26 protein-coding genes and 1 tRNA gene are annotated in these 25,218 nt (G+C 65.1%); 14 read left to right on the top strand and 13 right to left on the bottom strand.

The window, feature by feature from the left end:
- The first annotated feature begins 13 nt into the window (after positions 1-13).
- From MFF62_RS01650 to MFF62_RS01635, 4 genes are all read left to right on the top strand, one after another.
- Positions 14-589, top strand: a complete 576-nt coding sequence (locus MFF62_RS01650; protein ID WP_238259185.1) for a class I SAM-dependent methyltransferase — start codon at positions 14-16, stop codon at positions 587-589.
- 148 nt (positions 590-737) lie between these two features.
- Positions 738-1,622: a 4-hydroxy-tetrahydrodipicolinate synthase gene (gene dapA, locus MFF62_RS01645; protein ID WP_238259184.1), complete on the top strand. Its 885-nt coding sequence runs from the start codon at positions 738-740 to the stop codon at positions 1,620-1,622.
- A gap of 58 nt (positions 1,623-1,680) precedes the next feature.
- Positions 1,681-2,931 carry an outer membrane protein assembly factor BamC gene (gene bamC, locus MFF62_RS01640; protein WP_238259183.1) on the top strand — a complete coding sequence of 417 codons (1,251 nt, stop codon included), beginning with the start codon at positions 1,681-1,683 and terminating at the stop codon, positions 2,929-2,931.
- A 70-nt stretch (positions 2,932-3,001) separates the two neighbouring features.
- Positions 3,002-3,790 (top strand): MBL fold metallo-hydrolase, encoded by a 789-nt coding sequence (locus MFF62_RS01635; RefSeq protein ID WP_238259182.1) that lies wholly within the window; start codon positions 3,002-3,004, stop codon positions 3,788-3,790.
- Between the two features lie 103 nt (positions 3,791-3,893).
- Here MFF62_RS01635 and MFF62_RS01630 read toward each other — a convergent pair whose 3' ends face one another.
- Together MFF62_RS01630 and MFF62_RS01625 are read right to left on the bottom strand one after the other, a co-directional pair.
- A complete protein-coding gene (locus MFF62_RS01630) occupies positions 3,894-4,136 on the bottom strand; it encodes a hypothetical protein (protein WP_238259181.1) in 243 nt (80 codons plus the stop codon).
- A 199-nt stretch (positions 4,137-4,335) separates the two neighbouring features.
- Entirely contained in the window at positions 4,336-5,544 is a 1,209-nt protein-coding gene (locus MFF62_RS01625) for a ribosomal protein uL16 3-hydroxylase (protein ID WP_238259180.1), read from the bottom strand.
- 11 nt (positions 5,545-5,555) lie between these two features.
- Here MFF62_RS01625 and MFF62_RS01620 point away from each other — a divergent pair, with 11 nt between their 5' ends.
- Positions 5,556-6,092 (top strand): FKBP-type peptidyl-prolyl cis-trans isomerase, encoded by a 537-nt coding sequence (locus MFF62_RS01620; protein ID WP_238259179.1) that lies wholly within the window; start codon positions 5,556-5,558, stop codon positions 6,090-6,092.
- Positions 6,093-6,248: 156 nt separating this feature from the next.
- On the opposite strand, the gene MFF62_RS01615 is transcribed toward MFF62_RS01620, so the two are convergent.
- The 4 genes from MFF62_RS01615 to MFF62_RS01600 all read right to left on the bottom strand — a co-directional run bounded on the left by MFF62_RS01615 (position 6,249) and on the right by MFF62_RS01600 (position 10,902).
- The gene (locus tag MFF62_RS01615; protein WP_238259178.1) at positions 6,249-7,292 is read right to left on the bottom strand and encodes a hypothetical protein; all 1,044 of its coding nucleotides are present in this window, start codon (positions 7,290-7,292) and stop codon (positions 6,249-6,251) included.
- Positions 7,289-9,898, bottom strand: a complete 2,610-nt coding sequence (gene mutS, locus MFF62_RS01610; protein ID WP_238260088.1) for a DNA mismatch repair protein MutS — start codon at positions 9,896-9,898, stop codon at positions 7,289-7,291. Before mutS ends, MFF62_RS01615 begins: the two co-directional genes overlap by 4 nt.
- A gap of 390 nt (positions 9,899-10,288) precedes the next feature.
- Positions 10,289-10,693: a type II toxin-antitoxin system HicB family antitoxin gene (locus MFF62_RS01605; protein WP_238259177.1), complete on the bottom strand. Its 405-nt coding sequence runs from the start codon at positions 10,691-10,693 to the stop codon at positions 10,289-10,291.
- Positions 10,694-10,722: 29 nt separating this feature from the next.
- Complete coding sequence (locus MFF62_RS01600) at positions 10,723-10,902, bottom strand: type II toxin-antitoxin system HicA family toxin (protein ID WP_238259176.1); 180 nt, start codon at positions 10,900-10,902, stop codon at positions 10,723-10,725.
- 374 nt (positions 10,903-11,276) lie between these two features.
- Here MFF62_RS01600 and MFF62_RS01590 point away from each other — a divergent pair, with 374 nt between their 5' ends.
- Positions 11,277-11,735 carry a pilin gene (locus tag MFF62_RS01590; protein ID WP_283205299.1) on the top strand — a complete coding sequence of 153 codons (459 nt, stop codon included), beginning with the start codon at positions 11,277-11,279 and terminating at the stop codon, positions 11,733-11,735.
- Between the two features lie 16 nt (positions 11,736-11,751).
- Here the strand turns inward: MFF62_RS01590 and MFF62_RS01585 are convergent, their stop codons facing one another.
- On the bottom strand, positions 11,752-12,585 hold the full coding sequence (locus MFF62_RS01585) for an inositol monophosphatase family protein (protein WP_238259175.1): 834 nt from the start codon (positions 12,583-12,585) through the stop codon (positions 11,752-11,754).
- A gap of 229 nt (positions 12,586-12,814) precedes the next feature.
- Here MFF62_RS01585 and MFF62_RS01580 point away from each other — a divergent pair, with 229 nt between their 5' ends.
- Positions 12,815-13,720, top strand: a complete 906-nt coding sequence (locus tag MFF62_RS01580; RefSeq protein ID WP_238259174.1) for an RNA methyltransferase — start codon at positions 12,815-12,817, stop codon at positions 13,718-13,720.
- Between the two features lie 313 nt (positions 13,721-14,033).
- Positions 14,034-14,777 carry a serine O-acetyltransferase gene (gene cysE / locus MFF62_RS01575; RefSeq protein WP_238259173.1) on the top strand — a complete coding sequence of 248 codons (744 nt, stop codon included), beginning with the start codon at positions 14,034-14,036 and terminating at the stop codon, positions 14,775-14,777.
- Between the two features lie 63 nt (positions 14,778-14,840).
- Here cysE and MFF62_RS01570 read toward each other — a convergent pair whose 3' ends face one another.
- From MFF62_RS01570 to MFF62_RS01555, 4 genes are all read right to left on the bottom strand, one after another.
- Entirely contained in the window at positions 14,841-15,641 is an 801-nt protein-coding gene (locus MFF62_RS01570; RefSeq protein WP_238259172.1) for a UDP-2,3-diacylglucosamine diphosphatase, read from the bottom strand.
- A gap of 66 nt (positions 15,642-15,707) precedes the next feature.
- Positions 15,708-16,208, bottom strand: a complete 501-nt coding sequence (locus MFF62_RS01565) for a peptidylprolyl isomerase (RefSeq protein WP_238259171.1) — start codon at positions 16,206-16,208, stop codon at positions 15,708-15,710.
- Between the two features lie 51 nt (positions 16,209-16,259).
- Positions 16,260-16,868, bottom strand: coding sequence for a peptidylprolyl isomerase (locus MFF62_RS01560; RefSeq protein WP_238259170.1), 609 nt, complete (start codon positions 16,866-16,868; stop codon positions 16,260-16,262).
- Between the two features lie 76 nt (positions 16,869-16,944).
- On the bottom strand, positions 16,945-17,637 hold the full coding sequence (locus MFF62_RS01555) for a tetratricopeptide repeat protein (RefSeq protein WP_238259169.1): 693 nt from the start codon (positions 17,635-17,637) through the stop codon (positions 16,945-16,947).
- 166 nt (positions 17,638-17,803) lie between these two features.
- Here MFF62_RS01555 and cysS point away from each other — a divergent pair, with 166 nt between their 5' ends.
- From cysS to MFF62_RS01525, 6 genes are all read left to right on the top strand, one after another.
- Positions 17,804-19,192, top strand: a complete 1,389-nt coding sequence (gene cysS, locus MFF62_RS01550) for a cysteine--tRNA ligase (protein WP_238259168.1) — start codon at positions 17,804-17,806, stop codon at positions 19,190-19,192.
- Positions 19,189-20,034 carry a DNA-3-methyladenine glycosylase family protein gene (locus MFF62_RS01545; protein ID WP_238259167.1) on the top strand — a complete coding sequence of 282 codons (846 nt, stop codon included), beginning with the start codon at positions 19,189-19,191 and terminating at the stop codon, positions 20,032-20,034. The genes cysS and MFF62_RS01545 overlap by 4 nt, the downstream gene beginning before the upstream one ends.
- A 135-nt stretch (positions 20,035-20,169) precedes the next feature.
- The gene (locus tag MFF62_RS01540) at positions 20,170-21,141 is read left to right on the top strand and encodes an acetyl-CoA carboxylase carboxyltransferase subunit alpha (protein WP_238259166.1); all 972 of its coding nucleotides are present in this window, start codon (positions 20,170-20,172) and stop codon (positions 21,139-21,141) included.
- Positions 21,107-22,570 carry a tRNA lysidine(34) synthetase TilS gene (gene tilS / locus MFF62_RS01535; RefSeq protein WP_404990535.1) on the top strand — a complete coding sequence of 488 codons (1,464 nt, stop codon included), beginning with the start codon at positions 21,107-21,109 and terminating at the stop codon, positions 22,568-22,570. Before MFF62_RS01540 ends, tilS begins: the two co-directional genes overlap by 35 nt.
- Positions 22,571-22,759: 189 nt before the next feature.
- On the top strand, positions 22,760-24,010 hold the full coding sequence (locus MFF62_RS01530; RefSeq protein WP_238259165.1) for an aspartate kinase: 1,251 nt from the start codon (positions 22,760-22,762) through the stop codon (positions 24,008-24,010).
- A 134-nt stretch (positions 24,011-24,144) separates the two neighbouring features.
- Positions 24,145-24,238 (top strand) — tRNA-Ser (locus MFF62_RS01525).
- A gap of 167 nt (positions 24,239-24,405) precedes the next feature.
- Here the strand turns inward: MFF62_RS01525 and infA are convergent.
- Complete coding sequence (gene infA, locus MFF62_RS01520; protein ID WP_238259164.1) at positions 24,406-24,624, bottom strand: translation initiation factor IF-1; 219 nt, start codon at positions 24,622-24,624, stop codon at positions 24,406-24,408.
- Positions 24,617-24,916 carry an isochorismatase gene (locus tag MFF62_RS01515; protein WP_238259163.1) on the bottom strand — a complete coding sequence of 100 codons (300 nt, stop codon included), beginning with the start codon at positions 24,914-24,916 and terminating at the stop codon, positions 24,617-24,619. Before MFF62_RS01515 ends, infA begins: the two co-directional genes overlap by 8 nt.
- Positions 24,917-25,218 lie beyond the last annotated feature (302 nt).

Raw genomic sequence — 25,218 nt, 5'->3', positions numbered from 1 at the left:
CGATTCCCCGCGCATGACCCTGCCGCACTCCACGCTATCCCCGCCTTCCGCCTGGCTGACCCGCTGGGCCCATCTGATCCGGCCCGGCGGCCGCGTGCTCGATCTGGCCTGTGGTAGCGGGCGCCATGCCGCGTGGCTGGCGGCGCAAGGGTTTGCCGTGCTGGGCGTGGATCGCGACGCCGAGGCCATCGCCGGACTGCCAACGGGCGTGCAAGGCCGTATGGCTGACCTGGAGCAGGGCACCTGGCCGCTGGCGGATGCCGGGCAGTTCGACGCCGTGGTGGTGACCAATTACCTGCATCGCCCGCTGTGGCCGCATCTGCTGGACGCGCTGGCGCCGGGTGGCGTACTGGTCTACGAGACGTTCGCGGCCGGCAACGAGACGGTGGGCAAGCCGTCGCGGCCCGATTTCCTGCTTCGTCCGGGCGAACTGCTGGACGTCACACGCGGCGTGCTGCGCGTGGTGGGTTACGAGGACGGCACCGTGGAAAAACCGCGCACCGCGTTCGTGCAGCGCATATGTGCCGTCCGCGAGGCGCGGGACGCGGATGCACAGGATGCGCCGCCGCGTTACAAACTGCCCGGGTGAGGCGCCGACGGCGCAGCTTGGGGGCCTCTGGCTGGCCTTGGCGCCACACGTTACGCCCGCTAACGTTTTCCCTCACTGATAGGGGGGGCGGAGGCCCTGACGGTTCCGGTACAATCCCGTTTGTTCGAAATTCCGACTTCCCTGAGATATGACACAGATTACCGGCAGCATCGTGGCCATCGTCACCCCGATGCATGAGGATGGCAGCCTGGATTATCCGGCCCTGCGCAACCTCATCGACTGGCATGCGGCGGAAGGCACCGATGGCATCGTGATCGTGGGCACCACGGGCGAGTCGCCGACGGTCAATGTCGAGGAGCACTGCGAACTGATTCGCGTGGCGGTCGAGCAATCGGCTGGCCGGGTGCCCATCATCGCCGGTACCGGCGGCAATTCCACGCGCGAGGCAATCGAACTGACCGCCTTTGCCAAGAAGGTGGGTGCCGATGCTTCGCTGCAGGTCGTCCCCTACTACAACAAGCCGACGCAGGAAGGCATGTACCGCCATTTCCGCACCATCGCGGAAGCCGTGGACCTACCGGTGCTGCTCTACAATGTCCCCGGCCGCACCGTGGCGGACATGAACAACGACACCATCCTGCGCCTGGCGCAGGTGCCCGGTATCGTCGGCGTCAAGGAAGCCACCGGCAACATCGACCGTGCCGCGCAGCTGATCAAGGACGCACCGGAAAGCTTTGCCATCTACAGCGGCGATGATCCCACCGCCGTGGCGCTGATCCTGCTGGGTGGCAAGGGCAACATTTCGGTGACGGCCAACGTGGCGCCGCGCAAGATGCATGAGATGTGCGTCGCCGCATTGAAGGGCGATGTCGTCACGGCCCGCCGCCTGCACATGGAACTGATCGACCTCAACCGCGCGATGTTCGTCGAGGCCAATCCGATTCCGGTGAAGTGGGCGCTCCAGCAAATGGGCAAAATGGCAGGTGGCATCCGCCTGCCGCTGACGCCGCTGGCCGAAGGCCAGCACGAAACCGTGCGCCGCGCGCTGGCAGCGGCCGGCCTGCTGGGCTGAGATTCGCCGGCTGAACGTTCGGCTATTCGCCGATTCTTGAAACCAGGATTACGTGTCAATGAAACAGAAGCTTAACCGTCGCGGCGCGACGCAGGTCCGCCGTGTCGCCGTGGTTGCGCCCGTGCTGGCGCTGACGCTGATTGCCGGCTGCAGCAGCATCAACGAGGCCATGCAGCCCGACAAGATCGACTACAAGTCCCAGGGCAAGAAGACCGCGTCGCTGGACATTCCGCCGGATCTGACCAAGCTGGAAGGCGATCGCCGCTACACCGTGCCCGATGCATCGGGCACGTCGACGCTGTCGAACTACCAGCAGGCCAACAAGACGCGCGAAGCCGAGCCGGCCACCAACGTGCTGCCGTCCTCGCAAGGCATCCGCATGGAGCGCGACGGCAACCAGCGCTGGCTCGTGATCAGCAACGGCATGCGTGCCGACCAGCTGTGGGAGTCGCTGCGCGGCTTCTGGCAGGAAAACGGCTTCCTGCTGACGCAGGATTCGCCGCAGACCGGCATCATGGAAACGGACTGGGCTGAAAACCGCGCCAAGATTCCGCAGGACTTCATCCGCAACACGATCGGCAAGGTGTTCGACGGCCTGTACTCCACGTCCGAGCGCGACAAGTTCCGCACGCGCGTGGAGCGCGCCCAGAACGGCCAGCTCGAAGTGTTCATCAGCCACCGTGGCGCGCAGGAACAGCTGACGGGCGTGGACAAGTCGACGACGGTGTGGACGCCGCGTCCGGCCGATCCGGAACTGGAAGCCGAATTCCTGTCGCGCCTGGCCCAGCGCCTGGGCGTGCAGAAGGATCAGGCCACCCAGATGGCCAAGAACCCGACGCCGGTTGGCAATGGCGCCGCAGCAGCCGCCACCGCTCCTGCGCCGTCGGGCAACGCCACGGGTATCGGCGCTGCCGCTGCCACCGGTGCGGCCTCTGCCGCCGACAACAAGTCGTTCCTGGCCCAGGTCAATGGTGCACCGGCGCTGCAGCTGCCCGAGCCGTTCGACCGCGCATGGCGCTCGGTTGGCCTGTCGCTGGATCGCGTGAACTTCACCGTTGAAGATCGCGACCGTGCACAGGGCCTGTACTACGTGCGCTACGTGGATCCGAAGCAGGCGGTGGATGATCGTGGCTTCTTCTCGAAGCTCTTCACCAAGGCCAACGACGGCAAGACCGCGAAGAAGTATCGTGTGTCGCTGAAGGGCAACGGCACGGGCACCACGGTGACCGTGCAGAACGATGCCGGCCAGCCGGAGAACACCGAGGTCGGCAAGCGTATCCTGTCGCTGCTGGACGAACAGCTGCACTGATGATCGTCTGTAGCAGACTATCGATGTCGACGGCGCCCGCCGTCGGGCATCACTCCCGGCGAGCGCATCGATGATGCGCTTTGCTTTTTTGGGAAGCGGCAGCGAGGGCAATTCGTTGCTGATCGAGGCCGGCGAGGGCGCGTCCGTGACGCGTGTGCTGCTCGATTGCGGTTTCGGTATTAAGGAAACGGCGAGGCGCCTGGAACGGCTGGGCGTACTGCCAAGCGATCTGGACGCGGTGCTGGTGACGCACGAGCACGGCGACCATGTCGGCTCGGCATACGCGTTCGCCGCGCGCCACAAGCTACCTGTTCACACGAGTCACGGCACCTGGCTGGCAACGTCCCACATGCGTGGGGCAGACCTGGCCGACGTGCGCGTGTGTTGCGCCGACCATGTGTTCTCGGTGGGCGGTCTGGAGATTCATCCGTACACGGTGCCGCATGATGCGCGTGAGCCCTTGCAGTTCGTGCTGACCGATGGTGACGCACGGCTCGGTGTGCTGACTGACGCTGGCATGGAAACGCCTTACGTCACGGCGCGTCTGGTCGGTGTGCATTCCCTGGTACTGGAGTGCAACCACGATCGCGACATGTTGCAGAACTCCGCCTATCCGTGGTCGCTGAAGCGGCGCATCGGTGGTGATTTCGGCCATCTGGCCAACGATATCGCGGCCAGCATCCTTGCGCAGGTGACCCATCAGGGCCTGTCGCGCGTGGTGGCCGCGCATCTGAGCAAGCAGAACAATACGCGCGAACTGGCGTCGGGGGCATTGGCTGCGGTGCTGGGCACGCTGCCAGAAGACATTCTGATTGCGGATCAGGAAGAGGGACTGGGCTGGCAGCCGGTGCGGGCATAATCGGCCGGCATGCTGCCTGTCGAAAATGACAGCTCGACGAGATAATCGCCCAAACAAAAAAGCCGACCCGAAGGTCGGCTTTTTTGTTATCGGAAAGATCCGATTACTGCTTTGCAGCCGGAGCCGAAGCGTCAGCAGCCGGAGCCGAAGCGTCGGCAGCAGCGGCCGGAGCCGAAGCGTCAGCGGCCGGAGCAGCGGCGGCGGGTGCCGATGCGTCAGCCGGAGCAGCAGCGGCCGGAGCCGAAGCAGCCGTGTCAGCTGCGGGTGCAGCGGCTTCTTCCTTCTTGCCGCAGGCGGCCAGAGCAACAGCAGCCAGCAGGGATGCGATCAGGAGAGACTTCTTCATTGTTCGTCCTTTAACTTTTAATAAAACGAAAACAGGCGATGAATAATTACCGGTAATTATCGCTCTTGTACTGCAAATATGAGGCTCTCCCGGGTGCCGACAGTGCAGTGGTCCACAGTACTAGCCAGCGGGCGATTATATCCGCGTTTTCCCGCCTTGTGTACAGGCAAAATATGCCGGTTCATTCTGTTACGCAAAATTACACACCTACAGGCGCGATCTGCAACCAGCCTTCCAGCGTCCAGTCATGAAACGTGTCCATCAGATCTGGTAGCGCCGCGCACGCCGCTACCTCTTGCGCCGTGAGTTGACGCACATCAGCCAGCCGGCGCAGCCACTTGGCAAGCGTCGCGGGCGGTTCGTATGCTTCGCCGTTCAGGAAGAAGTGCGTGCGGTCATAGAGCGCCACGGAAGCAGGAGCAAGTACCACGCCATGCGTTTTGGCGAGCTTCGTGTACTGCTTCAGGCTGATCTCCTCGACCTCCTCGAACTGCACCGACGGCTTGGGCTCCGACAAGTACGAGCCCAGGAATTCCGACACCATGCCAGCGTTCCACTTGAGCGCCTGCAGGCGGTCGGCCACGGCGCGGGCCAGGCCGGCGGGCAGCATTGCAGGCGTTGCAGTGGCCGTTTCGCCAGGATCGGCATAGCGGCCCTCGAGTCCCTCGTTATGCTCGACCGTTTCAGACAGCCAGGCCAGGAAATGGCCTGCCAGCTCACGGTATGCCGGTGCGCGGAAACCAATCGATGCCGTCATGCACTCGCCCTCGGCCACGCCGTCGTGCGCGTACTGCGGGGGCAGGTACAGCATGTCGCCCGGCTCCAGCACCCATTCCTCTTCGCCGCTGAAGTCCGACAGGATCTTGAGGGGCATGTTCGGGATCAGGTCGAGCTTGGTCTGCGACGAAATGCGCCAGCGGCGGCGGCCCGATACTTGCAACAGGAACACGTCATAGGAATCGAAGTGCGGTCCCACGCCGCCGCCATCGGTGGCGTAGCTGATCATCACGTCGTCGAGCCGTGCATCGGGCACGAATCGGAACTGGCTCATCAGCTCGGCTGTCGCCTGGTCGTGCAGGTTCACGCCCTGCACCAGCAGTGTCCACTTACCAGTCTTGCGTGACGGCAGGTTGTCTTCGGCAAACGGACCGTGTTCGAGCTTCCAGCGGTTGCGAAAGTACGACACCAGGCGCGATTCCACATCGTCCCGGTCGGCCAGTTCGAAAAGCGCTTCGCGCGACACTGGGGGCACGATTCCGGGCACGGCCTGTCGAATCAGCAACGGTTTGCGGTGCCATATGTCACGCATGAAGGCGGCGGGCGTCATGCCCCCGAGCAACGTGAGCGGTGCGTCGGGATCAATGGGGCCCGCAGGCAGGGCCTGCGCGTATAATGCGGAATCGCTCATGGAGTCAAGAATTGAAAATCGCTAAGAACACGGTGGTGTCCGTGATGTACAAGCTGTCGGACGCGCAGGGCAACCTCATCGAGGAATCCGATGAGCCCATGGTCTATTTGCACGGCGGGTATGATGGCACGTTCCCCAAAATCGAGGAAGCGCTGGACGGCCACGAGGCCGGCTTCGATACCGAACTGCAGCTGGAGCCCGAAGAGGCATTTGGTGACTACGATGCCGACCTCGTGAAGGTCGAGCCGCGCGATCGTTTCCCCGAGCCGCTGGAAGTGGGCATGCAGTTCGAGGGCGTACCCGAAGACGGCGATGACGAGGATTCGATCATCTACACGGTGACCGACGTCGCCGAAGACAAGGTGGTGCTCGACGGCAATCACCCGCTGGCCGGCATGGCGCTGCGCTTCTCGCTCAAGGTGTCCGAAGTGCGTGAAGCCACCGCCGAGGAAGTCGAACACGGTCACGCGCATGGCGCATCCGGCATCGAAGTCGTCGACGAAGACGAGGACGACGCCGAGGGCGAAAGCCCGCGCACGCTGCACTGATTCGATACCGAATCGCAGAAAGCCATTTGAGCGAAACGCGACCAGGTCATCGCGAAACTGAAAAAGCCGGCGAAAGCCGGCTTTTTCTTTATCTTTTCTTTGGTTGTCCGGGTCACGCATCCATGACCTGTGTCAACTCTGCCGGGTCGGTGCCAGCTAGTTCCTGGGCCCGTCCTGCAGTTGCACCTGGAAGACCGAACGCGTGCCCGGGGTGATCGTCAGTTCGACCCAGTGCGATGGGCTGCCAATCGGCAATGCCACGCGCGTGAAGTTGCCCACCACCTTGCCCGCCGCGTCACGCAGTGGCTTGTCGACGCTGAAGCCACTGTCGCTTGCATGTACCAGTAACACCTGTCCCGGAAATTTCACGGTCAGGTCACGCAGCTGACGCTTGAACTCCTGATAGCCATCCCGCGTGCCCCGATGCAGGAAGCCATCGAGCAGGGAAGGCTTGCCACGCTTTTCCCAACCGTTGCCAAACGCGGGGTCGGCATGCGCGACCACCAGGATGCCGGGCAGGTCGCGTTGCGCAGCCACCGAGAACGCGCGGGCCAGCCACTGGCGGTTGGCTTCGCGCCGGTCCTCGAATTCGCCATTGCGGCCGCCTTCGCTGCGGTAGTGATTGTTGTCGCCCGGCAGGTTCAGTCCCACCACCATCACGTTGCCGGCCACGAGCCGCACGTTCTCGCGAAAGCTGCGGAACATCGCCTGGTCCGACTGGCGTACCACCGGCAACGTGCGTCGCCCCAGCGTGGTATCCACCGGAAAGTACAGTTCGCGCAGCCGGTTGAGGCGCTCCACGGCGTCGAACTTGCCGTTGATGGGCTTCTGGCATTCGGCCCAGTCCGTTTCGCCGGGTACGAACAGCAATGGCGCGGGCGAGTCGTCAAGCACGCGCAGCCGTGCGCCAAGCACGGCATCGCCGCACGACTCCGTGTCGCCCTTGATGCCGCCCGCATGCACGATCAGCGCCACCTGCTGCGCGCTGATCTGATCGAACAGTGCGGACGTGTCGGCTTCCGCCGTGGGCCACTGCGGCACATCTGCAACCAGCGCGATGCGCGTGAGTTGCGCCGTGGGTGTCGGCGGCGGTGTCACCTTGCTGGCGCGCGCCGCATGCGCGGCGGCTGCCACCATGAGGCAACAGGCCAGGACGGCCGCTGCCACGGCCACGCGCGCGGAGCCGTGACTGCCGGTCATGCCTGACGCACGGGTTCCGCAAGGATCTTGAGCCGATACAGCGCTTCCAGCGCTTCGCGCGGCGAGAGGCTGTCCGGGTCGATATCGGCCAAGGCCTCGAGTGCTTCGCGTGCCGCCGTCTGCTCGGCCGTGGCGCCTCGTGCCACGGGCTCATCCGCGTCATCGTCCAGTGGTGTGGTGGGCGCCGCGAACAGATCCATCTGCGGGGTCGGCGTGGCATCGGCCGATTGCTGCTCCAGCCATGCCAGGTGCTTGCGCGCGGCGCGGATCACCGGTTGCGGCACCCCGGCCAATTGGGCAACCTGCAGGCCATAGCTCTGGCTGGCGGGACCATCCTCCACCGAGTGCAGGAACACGATCCCGTCGCCATGCTCCACTGCGGACAGGTGGACGTTGGCCGCCTGCGGAAACTCCTGCGGCAGCTGCGTCAGTTCGAAATAGTGCGTGGCGAACAGCGCATGGCTGCGATTGTGCGACAGCATGTGACGCGCAATCGCCCAGGCCAGCGCCAGGCCATCGAACGTCGACGTGCCGCGCCCGATTTCGTCCATCAGCACCAGGCTCGAAGGTGTGGCGTTGTGCAGGATGCCCGCCGCTTCGGTCATTTCAACCATGAACGTCGAACGTCCGCCGGCCAGGTCGTCGGCGGCGCCGATGCGCGTGAAGATGCGGTCGATCGGCCCGATCACGGCGTTGCGCGCCGGCACCCATGCGCCCACGCAGGCCAGCAGCACGATCAATGCCGTCTGGCGCATGAACGTCGATTTACCACCCATGTTCGGGCCGGTGATCAGCAGCAGCTTGCGTGCTTCGTTGAGCTGGCAGTCATTGGCGATGAAGGCGACCGATTCGGCGGCCAACTGGCCTTCCACAACCGGGTGCCGGCCCTGCGAGATGTCGATCACGTTCTCGGTCACGCGCTCGGGCTGGTTCCAGTCGAGCGTGCGGGCGCGTTCGGCCAGCGTGGCCAGCACGTCGAGGCGGGCCAGGGCACCCGCCACGCGCTGCAGGCTGCCGATATGCGGCAGCAGCGCCTGGAGCAATGCTTCGTAGAGTTGCTTCTCGCGCGCCAGCGCGCGGTCCTGCGCGGACAGTGCTTTGTCCTCGAAGGCCTTCAGTTCAGGCGTGATATAGCGCTCGGCGTTCTTGAGCGTCTGGCGGCGCCGGTAGTCGTCGGGCACCTTGTCGGCCTGGCCGTTCGTGACCTCGATGTAGAAGCCGTGCACGCGGTTGTACTCGACGCGCAGGTTGGCGATGCCGGTGCGCTGGCGCTCGCGGGTCTCCAGGTCGATCAGGAACTGGCCGCAGTTCTCGGAGATGTCTCGCAACTCGTCCAGATCCGCGTCGTAGCCGCGCGCGATCACGCCGCCGTCGCGCAGCACCGTCGAGGGTTCCTCGGCCACGGCCCGTGTCAGTAGCGACAGGCATTCCGCCGGCACTTCCAGCTCGTCCATCGTCTGGGCCAGCAGCGGCGACTGCTGCGCGGCGACGACGCTCTCCTGCACCGATGGCAGCGCCTTGAGCGTGTCGCGCAGCGAAGACAGGTCGCGCGGCCGCGCCGACAGCAGCGCCAGGCGCGCCGTCACGCGTTCCACGTCGCACAGCTTGCGCAGCGTGGCGCGCACGGTGTCGGGGTCTTGCCCGATCAGGACGCCGATGGCTTGCTGGCGCGCGCGGGGCAGTGCGGGATCGCGCAACGGGTGGTGAAGCCAGTGGCGCAGCGCGCGGCTGCCCATCGTCGTCGAGCAGGTATCGAGCAGCGAGAACAGCGTGGGCGATTCGCCGCCGCGCAGGGTTTCGGTCAGTTCGAGATTGCGCCGTGTTGCGGTATCGAGCCCGATGAACTCGGACTCGCGCTCCACGGTCACGCCCTGCACGTGGCGCAGCGACTGGCCTTGCGTGGTGGCGGCATAGTTGAGCAGCGCACCCGCTGCGCCAAGCGCAGCACCGAGCCCGGCGCAACCGAACGGCTCCAGGCTCGCCACGCCGATCTGCTCGCGCAGCCGACGTGTGCCGGCTTCCTGGTCGAAATGCCATTCCGGCAGGCGCGTCCGGGCGCAGGTCAGCGCGGGTAGGTCGATGCCGTCGGCATAGAGCACCTCGGCCGGACGGATGCGTTCCAGCTCGCGAGACAGCAGGGCGGCATCGCATTCCATCAAGCGCAGTTCGCCGCTGGCCAGATTCAGCCACGCCAGGCCGGTCTTGCCGACGCCCCGGCGCGTGGTTTGCTGGTGCACGGCCAGCAGGTAGCTGTCGGATTTGTCGGGCAACAGTGCCGCATCGGTAAGCGTGCCCGGCGTGACGATACGGACCACCTTGCGTTCGACGGGCCCCTTGCTCGTGGCGGGATCGCCAATCTGCTCGCAGATCGCCACCGATTCGCCCAGCTTGACCAGGCGCCCAAGATACTGGTCCACCGAATGGAACGGAATGCCGGCCATGCGGATCGGCACACCGCCCGACTGCCCGCGCGACGTCAGCGTGATGTCGAGCAGGCGCGCGGCCTTCTCGGCGTCGTCGTGGAACAGTTCATAGAAGTCGCCCATCCGGTAGAAGAGCAGGGTGTCCGGATGGTCCGCCTTGATGCGCATGTATTGCAACATCATGGGCGTCTGTTTTTCAGCTTTGTCGGCCTTCTCGGCCTTGCCCGCCTTGCCGGTTCCCCCGCTGCGTGGCGTGCCTTCCGCGGCAGCCAGCGTTTCGGCGGACACGGTACCGTTGCCGGCTTCGACGATGTCATGCTCCACCGGCGTGTCGCCGGCGGTGGTCGTGGACAGGTTGGGAAGGGCTTCTGCGGACATGCATTCCTCTCGGGCGGCCCGCCATCGGTGCCGCCGGTATATCGGTTGCCGCCGGTCCGGCAGGTCGTCAGAGGCTACCGGTGACGACCTGCGCGGCCAGGACCGCGGCGCAAAGCGGCATTTTACTGCCTGGGCGCGCGCTGGCCCTGTGCCCGATTCTCATTTTTGCCTCGGATTTGCGCTTTTGTCGCGCCCTCATCCCTTGCTGCTCATCGTCTCCATCGCGGCCCGGGCCAGAAAGCCGCTGCGCGTCTCGTGCCGGGCGCCGACGAACATGTCGATCTTGTGCAACACGAAGCGGGGCAGGCTGATATTGATGCGCTCCGCGGTGGCATCCAGCTTTTCCATGTCGACGTCTGCCAGAGCCCAGACTGCGCCCGCGAACTCCGCGCGCGCGGACAGCGTGGCAATCGGCGTGGGCCTGGCCTCGATCTTCTCTTCCAGCGACAGCAGTACTTCGAAGTGGCTGGTAATGGCCTCGCGTGCATTGCGAATGGCGTCCTCGATGGTCTCGCCCGCCGAGTGGCAGCCGGGCACATCAGGCACCGTCACGCCGTAGACGCTGCCGCTGTCCTTGTGGATGGCAATCGGAAATTCCATGTGATTCTTCTCCATAGGTTGCATGCGCCTCAGATGCCTGCCGTGCGCAGGATGCTGCGAACCGTGCCCATGGGCAGGTCCTTCCTGGGATGGGGCACGGTGACGATCTGGGTGCGCTTCGGATGCTTGTAGGTGAGATGGCTGCCCTTGTAGCGAACCAGGCGCCACCCCTCCTGTTCGAGTTGGCGGATCAATGCCGTTGAATGCAAAACGCCTCCTTCGGTAGATCCGTGTGTAAAAATACACACGGTGATTAGGGGGCGCAAGCAATTGGGTATACGAAGCACACCTTATGTGGCGCAAGTCAAAAGATCCGTGCCGGATTCTCAAAATCGCGGGCAATGCGACGACTTTTGTCAGTTGCGGGGCCAATAGCGACAAAACTGTCACCCGCAGGCACCTGTAACCAGATGTTTCCGACAAAAAGTGTCAATTCAGGGGGCAATTTGGCCTGGCACGGTCCTTGGATAAGTCAGTGCGTATCCGGCACGCAGAGGCTGGCAACAAGACGGGTCGCGAAATGAAAAAAGCACGGACGGGAAGATGGCCGGGGAGGGCCGCAGTGGGGGCTCCGGTGTGGCGCATGGCCTGGCGGCCAGCGCCACACCGTGGGTTCACGCTGATCGAGCTGATGGTCGTGGTGGCAATCGTGGGCATTCTGGCCGCGATTGCCATTCCCACGTATCAGAATTTTGTCGTGAAGTCCCAGATCCAACGCGCGTTCTGGGAGGCGTCGGCCTACAAGATCCCGGTCGAGGAACGCCTGCAACATGGCGTCAACGAGTTCCCGGATCCGGCCGATACGCTGGGCTATATCAAGTCGCAACTGACCGCCACGGCCAACACGTTCGTGTTCAATGCCAATGGCTCGGGCAGCATCGTGGTCGTGCTCGACGGCGACGTGCATCCGGCGGTCAAGGGCACCCGCATCACTGTGGGGCGCCTGGTGGACGGCACATGGAACTGTGCCGTGCGGGGCGGCACCGAGGGGCTGACGGGGCAGGTACTTCCCGCCGCGTGCTCCCTCGATACCAGCAGCTGATGCTGCGTTTGCCTGATTACTCGCCGATCGGCTTCAGGGTGGGCTTGGCGTTGTCCAGCGAGAACGGCGACAGCAGGCGCACCATCTGCGCGAAAGCCTTCGGGTTGCCCGCCATCACTTCGCCTTGTTCCATCTGGCGCGATTCGCCAGCGTAGTTGCCCACCAGACCGCCTGCTTCGGTGATCAGCAGCATGCCGGCAGCCATGTCCCACGGCTTCAGGCCGCGTTCGAAGAAGCCGTCCAGGCGGCCGCAGGCCACGTAGGCCAGGTCCAGCGCGGCGGCGCCCGGGCGACGCAGGCCGGCGCAGCTACGCGTCATCAGCGAGAACATTTCCAGGTATTCATCGACGCCTTCGAGGTCGCGGAACGGGAAACCCGTGCCGATCAGGCAGTCGGCCAGCTTGTCGCGGCGCGTCACGCGGATGCGGCGGTTGTTCAGGAACGCGCCAGCGCCCTTGCTGGCCGTGAACAGTTCGTCGCGCGTGGGATCGTAGACCACGGCCTGCGACGGCACGCCCTTGTGCAGCAGGCCGATCGACACCGCGTATTGCGGAAAGCCGTGGATGAAGTTGGTGGTGCCGTCCAGGGGGTCGATGACCCAGGTGAATTCGCTCTGCTCGTCGCCTTCAGCCCAGGACTGGCCGGACTCTTCCGCTAGAATGGCGTGCTCGGGGTAGGCGGTGCGGATGATCTCGATGATGGCCGCTTCGGCAGCGCGATCGACTTCGGTCACGAAATCGTTGTGCTGTTTCCGCGTAACGCGGATCAGGTCGACGTCCATCGACGCGCGGTTGATGATGGATCCCGCCTTGCGGGCCGCCTTGACGGCAATATTGAGCATCGGATGCATGAATCTCTCCAGGGGCCGCGCGGGCAGCATTCGCACAGCGGCGTCCGCCACGAAATGGCGGTCGGCGCGCGATGAAGCCCGGCAATGGCCGAACAGCACAACAGATTGTAGAAGAACGAGGGGCGTCGCCGGATTGGGCGCCGCCCCGCAAATGGAAGGCTGCATTGTATAGGAACCCGGCCCGCTGCACGAGTCGATGGCGGCAAACGTCCCCAGTGGGGCACTCCAGATGACTGACGCACTGAATACGCAGGCCGGGCCAGATCCCGTGGATACCGCCGCCAGTGGCGCTTTCGGCATTTTTTCGCGTGTCCGGGTGGTGCTGGTGGAAACCAGCCATCCCGGCAACGTCGGTTCCGTCGCGCGGGCGATGAAGACCATGGGCTTTGGCGACGCGCCGGGCAGCATGGTGCTGGTGTCGCCGCGCGAGGCCGCGGTGCTGACCCATCCCGACGCGGTGGCCATGGCCAGCGGCGCCGACGACGTGCTGGCCGGAGCACGCATCGTCGACTCCATCGAAAGCGCGCTGGCTGGCACGGCGTTCACCGTGGCGATGACCGCGCGCCAGCGTGAATTCGGCCCGCCGCGCCTGTTGCCGCGCGCTGCCGCGGCGCGGGGCCGAGAGGTCCTGGCGGCCGACGACGACGGCGTCATCGCCTTTGTCTTCGGCAACGAGCGCTACGGATTGCCCAACGAAGCGGTGCTGCAATGCTCGGCCGTGACGCATATTCCGGCCAATCCGGCCTATGCGTCGCTGAACCTGGCGCAGGCGGTGCAGTTGATCGCCTACGAGATGCGCCTGGCGCTGCTGGAGGCGCAGGATGGCACGGGCGACGTTCCGGACGGTACGCCGAATATCGGCTATGCTGGTGAGCCCGCCACGACGGAGCAGGTTGAGTCGATGTTCGGCCATCTGCAGGCGGGGCTGGTGGCCATCGGATTTCTCGATCCGGACAATCCGCGCAAACTGATGCCGCGCCTGCGGCGCATGTTTGCCCGGGCCGGACTCGAACGCGAAGAGGTCAATATCCTGCGCGGCATCGCCAAGCGCATGATGCTTGCGGGCGGCAGCGCCGGCAGGCAAGACGCCCACAATGGGCAGGCAGAAGACGGCAACAAGGAAAACCAACCGTGATGTTCAACCCGGCACAAGACGCGCGGCATCCCGCGCGCCACGCATCGCCCCAACTGGCTGCACGCCAGGTGGCCGCGCGCGCCGGCGTTGGCCAGCCGTCGCGATGTTGAAGCCGCCGCGACACGAAAGCCCCTGATGGCCTCAGGGCTCGGCGGCAGGCGTACAAATCTCTTACACTCGCTGCTCGCACGCGCCCAGGCCGTCCCCCAATTCAAGAAGTACACGACCGGCTAATGACCGCGCCGGCGACCATTCGCACGCGTTTGCACGCTCAGTGAATGGCGCATCGGCGCGGCAACACGACACGACCAAGATGTTCACTCGCCTGAAGGAAGATATCGATGCCATCATGCGGCGCGACCCCGCCGCACGCAGCCGCCTGGAAGTACTGACCTGCTATCCGGGGCTGCACGCGGTGATATTCCACCGCCTGGCGCACGCGTGCTGGGGTGGCGGTTTTCACTGGCTGGGACGCTGGATCTCGCACTGGTCGCGCTGGCTGACCGGTATCGAGATTCATCCGGCGGTACGGCTCGGGCGCCGCGTATTCATCGACCACGGCATGGGCGTGGTGATTGGCGAAACGGCTGAAATTGGCGACGACTGCACGATCTACCAGGGCGTGACGCTGGGTGGTACGTCGCTCTACAAGGGCCAGAAGCGCCATCCCACCCTGGGTGCGGGCGTGGTGGTCAGTGCCGGCGCCAAGGTGCTGGGCGGCTTCGTGGTCGGTGACGGTGCGCGCGTGGGATCGAATGCCGTGGTGCTCAAGCCGGTGCCGCCGGGCGCTACCGCGGTGGGCATTCCGGCCCGCATCATCATGCCCGACGCGCCGGCCGCGCAGCAGGGCGCCAGGCAGGAGTTCTCGGCCTACGGCATCACGCCGAATGCCGACGATCCGGTATCGCTGGCGCTCAAGAGCCTGATCGACAACGCGGCCAAGCAGCATGACCGCATCGAGGCCGTGCTGGCCGCGCTCGACCGGCTCGGCGAGCATCTCGAGAACACCCCGAATGACCGTTTCGACGCGAGCGAGCTGCGTCGCCTGATGAAATAGGCGTCCAGGCCGTGGCCCGGCACGCTGCGCGGCGTGGTCCGGTTTGCCGAATGGGGGGCATGGTCATTCCACCTGCGGCAGCAGGCTGAAGCCGCCGGCGTCCAGTTGCAGCACGGCTGCGCGCGGATGGCGGCCATCGAGGTCCCAGTCGGTCAGTACCCAGCGATCGCCATGGGCATGGGCGTGGCGGGCAGGGCGGTGCGTGTGGCCATGCACCAGCGTGCGCGCGTTGTTCGCTGCCAGCAGTGCGTCGACCTCGGCAGGATCGGCATCGCCATAGTCGGGCAGGGCGGCGCCGTCGTCCCGGCTGTCATGGCGAGCGCGGCCCGCCTCGCTGTCGGCCCGCAGCCGGCGCGCGATCTTCAGGCGCGTGGCAAGCGGCAGCATCAGGAACAGTCGCTGCACCCAGCCCTTGCGCGTCCACCGGCGGAAGCGGTTGTAGCGCGGATCGTCGATGCACAGCATGTCGCCATGGCTCAGCACCACACGTTGGCCGTTGCAGACGATGATCGACGGATCGGGCAGCAGCGTGGCGCCGGCCGCCCTGGCAAAACGCCGGCCAATCAGGAAATCGCGATTGCCGTGCATCAGGTAGATGGTCACACCGGACTGGGCCAGTCGCTGCAATGCCGCGGCCACGCCTGCCGCGAACGGCGTCGCGGTCTCTTCGTCGCCCACCCAGAACTCGAAGAAGTCACCCAGGATGAACAGCGTGCGCGCCTGGCTGCCGGCCTGCGCCAGCACGCGCTCGAACGCGGCCAGCGTGCGGGGCATGCCGGGCGTGAGATGCAGGTCTGAAATGAACCACGCCGGCGCCTGCACCTCGATTGGTGCGGCCGCCGGCGTGCGGTCGAATGCGGTCATGCGTTTCGGTCAGGTGGGTTCACCCGGCGCGGCATGCCGCAGTCGGATTGGAACGTTGCCGTCGGATTACTCGATGATGGTGGCCTTCTGGATCACCACGTCGTCCATCGGCACGTCCTGGTGGAAGCCCGAGCTGTTAGTGCGCACGCCCTTGATGGCGTCCACGACGTCGGTGCCTTCCACGACCTTGCCGAACACGGCGTAGCCGAAGCCTTGCGGCGTGGGCGAGCTGAAGTTCAGGAAGTCGTTGTCCACCACGTTGATGAAGAACTGGGCCGTGGCCGAGTGCGGGGCGTTGGTGCGGGCCATGGCAACCGTGTAGCGGTCGTTCTTCAGGCCATTGCCGGCTTCGTTCTCGATCGGCGCGTCGGTGTCCTTCTGCTTCATGCCCGGCTCGAAACCGCCGCCCTGGATCATGAAGTTCTTGATCACGCGATGGAAGATCGTGTTGTCATAGTGGCCCTTGCGCACGTACGACAGGAAGTTCTCCACCGACTTCGGGGCCTTTTCGGCGTCCAGTTCGATGGTGATGACGCCTTGCGTCGTTTGGAGTTGTACCTTGCTCATGGGTTACCTCTGTACGGTGACGGTTAGGCCCGCGCGGGGGCGGGCGCAGAGTTACTTGGTGACGACGGTGGCAGACTCGATCACGATCGGCGCGGCCGGTACGTTGCGCATGGCACCATAGGCCGTGGTCGGCGAGGTCTTGATCTTGTCGATCGTGTCCATGCCTTCCACCACCTTGCCGAATACGGCATATCCGTTGCCATCGGGCTGCGGGTAGTCGAGGTTCGGATTATCCACCACATTGACGAAGAACTGCGCGGTGGCGGAGTTCGGGTTCGACGTGCGTGCCATGGCAACCGTGCCGGCCTTGTTCTTCAGGCCGTTCTGCGATTCCAGGGGAATCGGCGCGCGCGTGGCCTTTTCCTTCATGTCGCGGTCGAAGCCGCCGCCTTGCACCATGAAGCCGTTGATCACGCGGTGGAAGATCGTGCCGTTGTAGAACCCGCTCTTCACGTATTCCATGAAGTTGGCCACGGTCTTGGGCGCGGCATCGGGGTACACCTCGATGGTGAACTTGCCGGCGCTGGTGGCGAACTGTACACGCTCGGCCTTCGGTGCGGCGGCGGCCGGGCTGGCGCCCTGCGCCATGGCGGCCAGCGGGGACAGGGCGGCGGCGGTGGCCATCAGGCCGGCCAGGACGATGCGGCGGGAAAGGGTCATGTCTGGAACTCCGTCTTTCAATACAGGTAAGGCAGATCGGGGTGCGGCAGCGCCGGTGCCGGCGCCGCCGCGTGACTTAGCGGGCCGCCGGTGCGCTGGCCGGCGCCTTGCGCCTGGCGGGCGCGGCGGCCGGGGCACTGGCCGGAGCCGGGGCTGCCACGCCTAGCTGGCGCAGGCTGGCCGCGGCGCGCGTGTCGCCCGGATTGCGGCGCAGCGCGTTGCCGTAGGCGTTTTCGGCCAGGCGGCGGTACACGTCGCCCAGGTTGCTGTAGGCAATCGCGTAGTCGGGTTTGGCATCGATGGCCAGCAGTAGTTCGGCCTCGGCGCGCTTCAGGTCGCCACGCTTGGCGTAGAGCAGGCCCAGGTTGTTGTGCGGCTCGGGCAGCTCGGGAAAGTCCTGCGCCATCTCGGAGAAGGCGCGGATCGAGTCGTCGTCGTGACCGGCCTGCGCCATGGCCCACGCGCGCTGGAAGCGGGCCTGGGCGTTGCGCGGGTTGCTGGCCAGCACCTTGTCGTACTGCTTGATGGCGTCTTCGTAGCGCTTGTCGTTGACGGCCTTCTGCGCCGGCACCATGCCGGGGTCCGCCGAAGCCACGCCGCTGACGGCGGCCGGCGCCGCCGGCACGGTCATCGGTCCGTTCTGTGCCGAGGCCGGCATGGCTGCCAGGGCGGCAACCAGCGCGGCCGTGGCCAGCGCGCCGGCCACGGCGAAACGGGCGGCGCCCCGGCGGCTGGTCGCGGAAATCGGGAAAGGCAGGTGCAGGCTCATGTAAGGGCGGTCCGTTATACTCCGCGGCATTCTAGCAAAGCGGCGCGGCGTGCAGGACAGGCCGCAATGCCGAACCGCGTCCCGGGCCGGACCCGCAACGTTCCGGTAAGATATGGGGCCCGTGCGCCATGGCGCGCACCGCACCATCACCCACTCACATCGCTCCATGCAGCAACTCAACATCTACAACACGCTCGCGCGTGAGAAGCAGCCTTTCGTGCCTATCGAACCCGGCAAGGTCCGCATGTACGTGTGCGGCATGACCGTGTACGACTACTGCCACGTCGGCCATGCGCGCGTGATGGTGGTGTTCGACATGGTGCACCGCTGGCTGCGCACCGCCGGCTACGATGTGACGTACGTGCAGAACATCACCGATATCGACGACAAGATCATCCGTCGCGCCGCCGAGAACGGCGAAACCATCGGTCAGCTCACCACCCGCTTCATCCAGTACATGCATGAGGATGCGGCGGCGCTGGGCATCATCCGGCCCGACTACGAGCCGCGCGCCACCGAATTCGTGCCGCAGATGCTCAACATCATCGAGAAGCTCGAAGCCAAGGGTCTGGCCTACCAGGCCGCCGACGGCGACGTGAACTACTCGGTGCGCAAGTTCGACGGCTACGGCAAGCTGTCCGGCAAGTCGCTGGAAGACCTGCGCGCTGGCGAACGCGTGAGCGCCAACGACGCCAAGCAGGACCCGCTCGACTTCGTGCTGTGGAAATCGGCCAAGGAAAGCGAGCCGCCCGAGAGCAAGTGGGATTCGAAGTGGGGCAGCGGCCGGCCGGGCTGGCACATCGAGTGCTCGGCCATGAGCTGCACGCTGCTGGGCGAGCATTTCGACATTCACGGCGGTGGCGCGGACCTGCAGTTCCCGCACCACGAGAACGAGATTGCCCAGTCCGAAGGCGCCAGCGGCAAGCCGTTCGTGAACCTGTGGATGCACAACGGCTTCGTGCGCATCAACGACGAGAAAATGTCGAAATCGCTCGGCAATTTCTTCACGATCCGCGAAGTGCTGAAGGAATACGACCCCGAGGTCGTGCGCTTCTTCATCCTGCGCGCACACTACCGTAGCCCGCTGAACTATAGCGACGCCCATCTGGACGATGCCCGCCATGCGCTGACGCGCCTGTACACGGCCCTGAAGGAAACGCAGCCCGGCGGTTGCGCGGTGGATTGGGAAGATCCGCACGCCAAGCGCTTTGCCGAGGCCATGAACGACGACTTCAACACGCCGATCGCCATGTCGGTGCTGTTCGACCTGGCCAGCGAAGTCAATCGCACGGCTTCGGTCCAGGCTGCCCACCAGCTCAAGGCGCTGGCCGGCACGCTGGGCCTGCTCGAGCGCGACCCGCATACCTTCCTGCAGGGTGGCGTGGCCGTGGATGGCCTGAGCGGCGAGCAGATCGAAGCACAGATCGCTGCGCGCCGGGCCGCCAAGGCCGAGCGCAACTTCGCCGAAGCCGACCGCATCCGCGCGGAACTGCTGGCGGCGGGCGTGGTGCTGGAAGACAAGCCGGGCGGTGCCACCGAGTGGAGGCGTGCTTGAACGCTGCCGCGCGCAAGCCGAAGCCTGCAGCCGTGGCGCCCAAGCCTGCCGGCAAGACGGCGGGCAAGCAGGCGCCCCGGGTGGCGGCCAAGGATGTGGCCAGGACGCCTGCGGCCAAGATTCCGGCAGCCAAGGTTCCGGCGGCCAAGGCCGCCAAGAGTCGCAAGCCCGACCTGCCCGAAGCCCAGGCCGTACCGCTGCCCGTGGAAACGGTGGTCGACGCCGTGCGCCCGGCCTATTGGGACGAGGCCTGCGCCGACCTGATGAAGCGCGACCGCATCCTGCGCAAGATGATTCCGACGTACGGGCCCGCGCACCTGGTGTCGCGCGACGACCCGTTCATCACGCTGGCGCGCTCCATCGTCGGCCAGCAGATCTCGGTCAAGGCCGCGCAGTCGGTGTGGGAACGTCTGGTGACGCTGTGCCCGCGTGTGACGCCGGCCCAGTTTCTGAAGGCGGGCACGGAACAACTGGCGGGGTGCGGGTTGTCCAAACGCAAGGCCGAGTACATCATCGACCTGGCCGAGCATTTCAAGGCCGGCACGGTGCACGTCAAGGAATGGGCGGGCATGGACGACGAGGCCGTGATCGCCGAGCTGACGCAGATCCGCGGCATCGGGCGCTGGACGGCAGAGATGTTCCTGATGTTCAATCTGATGCGGCCGAATGTATTGCCGCTGGACGATGTCGGGCTGATCAACGCGATCTCGGCCAACTATTTCAGTGGGGAACCCGTCACACGCAGCGAGGCGCGCGAGGTAGCGGCCAACTGGGAGCCCTGGCGCACCGTGGCCACCTGGTACATGTGGCGTAGTCTCGACCCGCTTCCAGTGACGTATTAGTAACCGAAGCAGACAGAATTCCGTAGTGAGAGCGTTGATTCCTGCCAAAAATGCATAGGAATCAACATATTGGGTAGCAGTACCGTGGATTTTTTCCGGTAGAATGCGCCCCTTCACAGACAGGTCCGCGTCTTTATGAAAACCACCTTCCTAGATTTCGAGCAGCCGATTGCCGAGCTCGAGGCAAAAATCGAAGAACTGCGCTTTGTGCAGGACGATTCGGCTGTCGATATTTCCGAAGAGATTTCGCGGCTGGCCGGCAAGAGCCAGCAGCTGACCAAGGATATCTACGCCAGCCTGACCCCGTGGCAGGTTGCGCAGATCGCGCGTCACCCGCAGCGTCCGTACACGCTGGACTATGTGCGCGAGATCTTCACCGACTTCCATGAGCTGCACGGCGACCGTGCGTTTGCCGACGACCTGTCGATCGTCGGCGGCCTGGCCCGCTTCAACGGGCAGGCGTGCATGGTCATCGGCCACCAGAAGGGTCGTGACACGAAGGAACGCGCGCTGCGCAACTTCGGCATGTCCAAGCCCGAGGGCTACCGCAAGGCCAAGCGCCTGATGGAACTGGCCGACAAGTTCGGCCTGCCGATCTTCACGTTCGTCGATACGCCGGGCGCATTCCCCGGCATCGACGCCGAGGAGCGTGGCCAGTCCGAGGCGATCGGCCACAACCTTTACGTGATGGCTGGCCTGAAGGTACCGCTGATCGCGACGATCATCGGCGAGGGCGGTTCGGGCGGTGCGCTGGCGATTGCCGTGGGCGACGTCGTGCAGATGCTGCAATTCGCCACGTATGCCGTGATCTCGCCGGAAGGCTGCGCGTCGATCCTCTGGAAGACCGCCGAGAAGGCACCGGAAGCCGCCGAGGCGCTGGGCCTGACCGCGCACCGTCTGAAGGCGCTGGGCCTGATCGACAAGATCGTCAGCGAGCCGCTGGGCGGCGCGCATCGCGATCCGAAGGGCATGGCCACGATGCTCAAGCGCACGCTGGCCGAATCGCTGCGTCAGTTCCAGGGCATGAGCGTCAAGGAACTGCAGGCGCGCCGTCACGAGCGCCTGATGGCTTATGGCAAGTTCAAGGAAACCGGCGCCCAGGAATGATGTGAGTGCCGATGATCCGACGCCCCTGACCGCGCGTCTGACCGACAAGGTCGCACAGGCTCTACAGGCCAGTGCGGCCTTTGTCGTTTCTGGCGATGCGCAACCGGCCACCGTCGCGGTGGCGCTGTCCGGCGGGCGCGATTCCGTCGCGCTGCTGCACGCGGCGCGTGCCGCGCTGGCGTCGACCTGGCCGCTCGCGCGCCTGGTGGCGCTGCACGTGCACCACGGCCTGCAGGCGCAGGCCGACGAGTGGGACGTGTTCTGCGCCGGACTGTGTGCCGGGCTGGGCGTCACGCTGACCACCACGCGCGTGAGCGTGCAGCCGAAGGCCGGCGAGGGCCTGGAGGCCGCGGCGCGCCGCGCGCGCCATGCGGCGCTGGGGCGCATGTGCCGCGAGCAGGGCGCGCAGCTATTGCTGTTTGCCCATCATCGCGACGACCAGGTGGAGACGGTGCTGCTGCGGCTGTTCCGTGGCACCGGAGTGGCAGGCATGGCGGGCATGCCTGCGCGCCGCGCGCTGGACGCGCAGGGCGACGTGCAACTGCTGCGGCCATGGCTCGATGTCTCGCGCGCTGAGATCGATGCCTATTGCGCGCTCCATGCCCTGCGCTGGATCGACGACCCCTCGAATGCCGATACCCGCTTCGCCCGCAACGCACTGCGCGCGCATCTGCCGGCGCTGCTGCAGGCATTCCCGGCCCTCTACGACAACGTGACCCAGGCCGCCGCGCATTTTGGGCAGGCCGCCGGCATGCTCGATGCGCAGGCCGCGCAATCGCTGGCCAGGCTGGTCGGCGCGGGGCGCGATGCCGACACCATTTCAGAACTGAACCTTGCGGGCCTGCGCGCCCTGGCTCCTGAACACGCCGACGCGGTGCTGCGTCACTGGCTGCGTGATCTCGGCGCCCAGGCCCCGTCGACGGCCCGTCTGGCCGCGATGCGAGGCCAGTTGATCGAACACGAGGGCGGCGAACCAGCAATCGCGCATGACGGCCTGGTCCTGCGACGCTTTCGGGACCGTGTGCTGGCCTGTCATGCGGTGCCAGCCGCCATGCCCGCACCGTTCCTGTTCGAATGGCGCGGCGAGGCACGCATCGTGGTGCCGGCATGGCGCGGCGAACTGCACTTCGCGCGCGATGACGATTTCGGCGTGCCGGAATCGGTGCTGCGACGTCCGCTGCGACTGGCGGGCAGGGAAGGGGGCGAGCGCATCGTCCTGCGTCCCGGAGGCCCGGCACGCGCGCTCAAGCAGGCCTATCAGGAAGCGGCGATTCCCGCCTGGCGGCGCGCGCATCTGCCGCTGCTATGGAGCGAGGATGGGCTGGTGCTGGCCGCTGGGCTGGGCATGCATCGACGCTGGCCGGCACCGATAGATCACGCCCCGCGATGGCGCGTGGAGTGGGTTGGCCGACCCCTCCCGAGCCCGTAAATCGCCCCAGCAAGGACGCGGCGCCGACGTAATTAGGGACAGATCTATTTTCGCTTGTGAATATTTTTCACAAGAAAACGGCGTCATTTACACCACGTTTTGCGGGTTTTTTCGCCTTTTTGCCTTTACGCAGCGCGGCCCTTGGTGTAATTTCGTGTGCTTTGCACAACCGCTGGCGTCGACAAGAAGATGGCTCTCATCGTTCACAAATACGGCGGCACTTCGATGGGTTCCACGGAACGCATCAAGAATGTCGCCAAGCGCGTGGCCAAGTGGCACCGCGCAGGTCACCGCGTAGTCGTGGTGCCTTCGGCCATGTCGGGCGAAACCAATCGCCTGCTGGGCCTTGCCAAGGAAATCTCCGCGCAGCCCGATCCGCGCGAGCTGGACATGCTGGCCTCGACCGGCGAGCAGGCCAGCGTGGCCCTGCTGGCCATCGCGCTGCACGGCGAAGGCATCGACGCGGTCAGCTACACCGGCTGGCAAGTGCCGGTGAAGACCGATTCGGCCCACACCAAGGCACGTATCGAGTCGATCGACGACGAACGCATCCTTGGCGATCTCGACGCTGGCAAGGTGGTGGTCATCACCGGCTTCCAGGGTATCGATACCGAAGGCAACATCACGACCCTGGGTCGCGGTGGTTCGGACACCTCGGCCGTGGCTATCGCCGCCGCCATCGAGGCGGACGAGTGCCTGATCTACACCGACGTGGACGGCGTGTACACGACCGATCCGCGCGTGGTGGAAGACGCCCGTCGCCTGGACCAGATCACCTTCGAGGAAATGCTGGAAATGGCCAGCCTGGGCTCCAAGGTGCTGCAGATCCGCTCGGTGGAATTCGCCGGCAAATACCGCGTGAAGACGCGCGTGCTGTCGTCGCTGACCGACCCCCTGACGCCGCTCGAGCAGGAAATGCACTCGGGCACGCTGATTACTTTTGAGGAAGATTCTGAAATGGAAGCAGCCGTCATCTCCGGCATCGCGTTTGCCCGTGACGAGGCCAAGATCACCGTGCTGGGCGTGCCGGACAAGCCGGGCATCGCCTACCAGATCCTGGGCCCGATCGCCGACGCCAACATCGACGTCGACATGATCATCCAGAACCAGTCGGTGGACGGCAAGACCGACTTCACGTTCACCGTGCCGCGCGGCGACTACCAGCGCGCGCTGACCATCCTGAACGATAGCGTCAAGGCCCATATCGGCGCCGCCAGCGTGTCGGGCGACCCGAAGGTGTCGAAGGTGTCGGTGGTGGGCGTGGGCATGCGCTCGCACGTGGGCATCGCCAGCAAGATGTTCCGCACGCTGTCGGAAGAGGGCATCAACATCCAGATGATCTCCACCTCGGAAATCAAGATCTCGGTGCTGATCGACGAGAAGTACATGGAGCTCGCCGTGCGCGCGCTGCACAAGGTGTTCGAGCTGGATCAGGCGTGATCCGCTTCTGATTCTGGCGCGGCGGGATTGACGTGATTTTTGTCACGGGTCACGAGAAATTCGTTGACCAGTCGAAACTGCCTCGCTAGAATACGCGCTCTGTTGTGCAGCCTCCCTTGCACAACAAAAGTTTGGGAGACGTGGCCGAGAGGTCGAAGGCACTCCCCTGCTAAGGGAGCATCCGGGCCAAAACCTGGATCGAGGGTTCGAATCCCTCCGTCTCCGCCAATACATCTGTATAGGCGGCGAACCCCGGAAGATCGCGGTCTTCCGGGGTTTTGTTTTTTCTGGGGTCGGTTTCCCGGCGGTGCACTGCCCGGTGTCTGTGACACCAACGGGCACGCGGCGAAGATGCCGGTATGAGGCAGCGCCGCGCCGTTGGCGTCGATCAGGACTTACTTGTGACGATAGTTGATGCGGCCCTTCGTCAGGTCGTACGGCGACATCTCGAGCGTGACGCGGTCACCAGCCAGAACACGGATGCGATTCTTCTTCAGTCGCCCCGACGAATACGCCCAGACCTCGAAGCCATTTTCCAGGACGACACGGAAGCGGTTGTCCGGGAGTACTTCCGAGACCTTGCCACCGAATTCCACCAGTTCTTCTTTAGCCAAGATTGCTCCTTTCTGTAGTCGTAGTCGTGACGCTGCGTGACGCGATGATGCGATGGTGTGCGTGTGCTGGCTGCTGTAGCCGCATGCGGACGGCAACGCTTTCACCCGCGCGACGGGCGGCTTGCTTGGCCTTTGCTTCGGAGCCATGCGTGGCATGCCGCATCGAGACGTTGGCGACGACGCGCTCGGCGCCGTTTCTGTACTCCGAGATCATGTAGTTCGCGAACCATACGCCCGGGGCTTGTTGGATGGGGTACACCGAAACGGTGAACGGAGTGGTACCTGTATTCAAGTTGTTCCTGATTGAGGCCACGACCTGCCAGCGTCATCTGGCAACACACGGTACGTGCGGCGCGCGCTGACGGCTTGTCGATAGCCATTGGAAAAAATGCCGCTCTCGCGCGTCGGCGGAGACGGAAATCCGATGTGAGATGGACCTTGCTTTCGCAACCCGACGCCTTGAAACATGCGCGACGGTTGCGGAGCGGACGTTGCCGCAGGTCAGTAATGGTTGTGGGCGCCTGTCACCCCGAAAGGATCGTGGGTACGCCCGAGAGGCCGCGAATGCTCTTCTACTGATTATGTCTGGCGGCC

It is taken from the genome of Cupriavidus pauculus (genome assembly GCF_022179805.1).
Lineage (GTDB): Bacteria > Pseudomonadota > Gammaproteobacteria > Burkholderiales > Burkholderiaceae > Cupriavidus > Cupriavidus pauculus_E.
Note: the sequence above shows the minus strand (reverse complement) of the source record. Positions and strands in the feature narration are given on the sequence as shown.

Coding starts and splice junctions, on each gene's coding strand:
- MFF62_RS01650 (WP_238259185.1), top strand. CDS start 14: ATGACCCTGCCGCACTCCACGCTATCCCCGCCTTCCGCCTGGCTGACC.
- dapA (WP_238259184.1), top strand. CDS start 738: ATGACACAGATTACCGGCAGCATCGTGGCCATCGTCACCCCGATGCAT.
- bamC (WP_238259183.1), top strand. CDS start 1,681: ATGAAACAGAAGCTTAACCGTCGCGGCGCGACGCAGGTCCGCCGTGTC.
- MFF62_RS01635 (WP_238259182.1), top strand. CDS start 3,002: ATGATGCGCTTTGCTTTTTTGGGAAGCGGCAGCGAGGGCAATTCGTTG.
- MFF62_RS01630 (WP_238259181.1), bottom strand. CDS start 4,136: ATGAAGAAGTCTCTCCTGATCGCATCCCTGCTGGCTGCTGTTGCTCTG.
- MFF62_RS01625 (WP_238259180.1), bottom strand. CDS start 5,544: ATGAGCGATTCCGCATTATACGCGCAGGCCCTGCCTGCGGGCCCCATT.
- MFF62_RS01615 (WP_238259178.1), bottom strand. CDS start 7,292: ATGACCGGCAGTCACGGCTCCGCGCGCGTGGCCGTGGCAGCGGCCGTC.
- mutS (WP_238260088.1), bottom strand. CDS start 9,898: ATGATGTTGCAATACATGCGCATCAAGGCGGACCATCCGGACACCCTG.
- MFF62_RS01605 (WP_238259177.1), bottom strand. CDS start 10,693: ATGGAATTTCCGATTGCCATCCACAAGGACAGCGGCAGCGTCTACGGC.
- MFF62_RS01590 (WP_283205299.1), top strand. CDS start 11,277: ATGGCCTGGCGGCCAGCGCCACACCGTGGGTTCACGCTGATCGAGCTG.
- MFF62_RS01585 (WP_238259175.1), bottom strand. CDS start 12,585: ATGCATCCGATGCTCAATATTGCCGTCAAGGCGGCCCGCAAGGCGGGA.
- MFF62_RS01580 (WP_238259174.1), top strand. CDS start 12,815: ATGACTGACGCACTGAATACGCAGGCCGGGCCAGATCCCGTGGATACC.
- cysE (WP_238259173.1), top strand. CDS start 14,034: ATGTTCACTCGCCTGAAGGAAGATATCGATGCCATCATGCGGCGCGAC.
- MFF62_RS01570 (WP_238259172.1), bottom strand. CDS start 15,641: ATGACCGCATTCGACCGCACGCCGGCGGCCGCACCAATCGAGGTGCAG.
- MFF62_RS01565 (WP_238259171.1), bottom strand. CDS start 16,208: ATGAGCAAGGTACAACTCCAAACGACGCAAGGCGTCATCACCATCGAA.
- MFF62_RS01560 (WP_238259170.1), bottom strand. CDS start 16,868: ATGACCCTTTCCCGCCGCATCGTCCTGGCCGGCCTGATGGCCACCGCC.
- MFF62_RS01555 (WP_238259169.1), bottom strand. CDS start 17,637: ATGAGCCTGCACCTGCCTTTCCCGATTTCCGCGACCAGCCGCCGGGGC.
- cysS (WP_238259168.1), top strand. CDS start 17,804: ATGCAGCAACTCAACATCTACAACACGCTCGCGCGTGAGAAGCAGCCT.
- MFF62_RS01540 (WP_238259166.1), top strand. CDS start 20,170: ATGAAAACCACCTTCCTAGATTTCGAGCAGCCGATTGCCGAGCTCGAG.
- tilS (WP_404990535.1), top strand. CDS start 21,107: ATGGCAAGTTCAAGGAAACCGGCGCCCAGGAATGATGTGAGTGCCGAT.
- MFF62_RS01530 (WP_238259165.1), top strand. CDS start 22,760: ATGGCTCTCATCGTTCACAAATACGGCGGCACTTCGATGGGTTCCACG.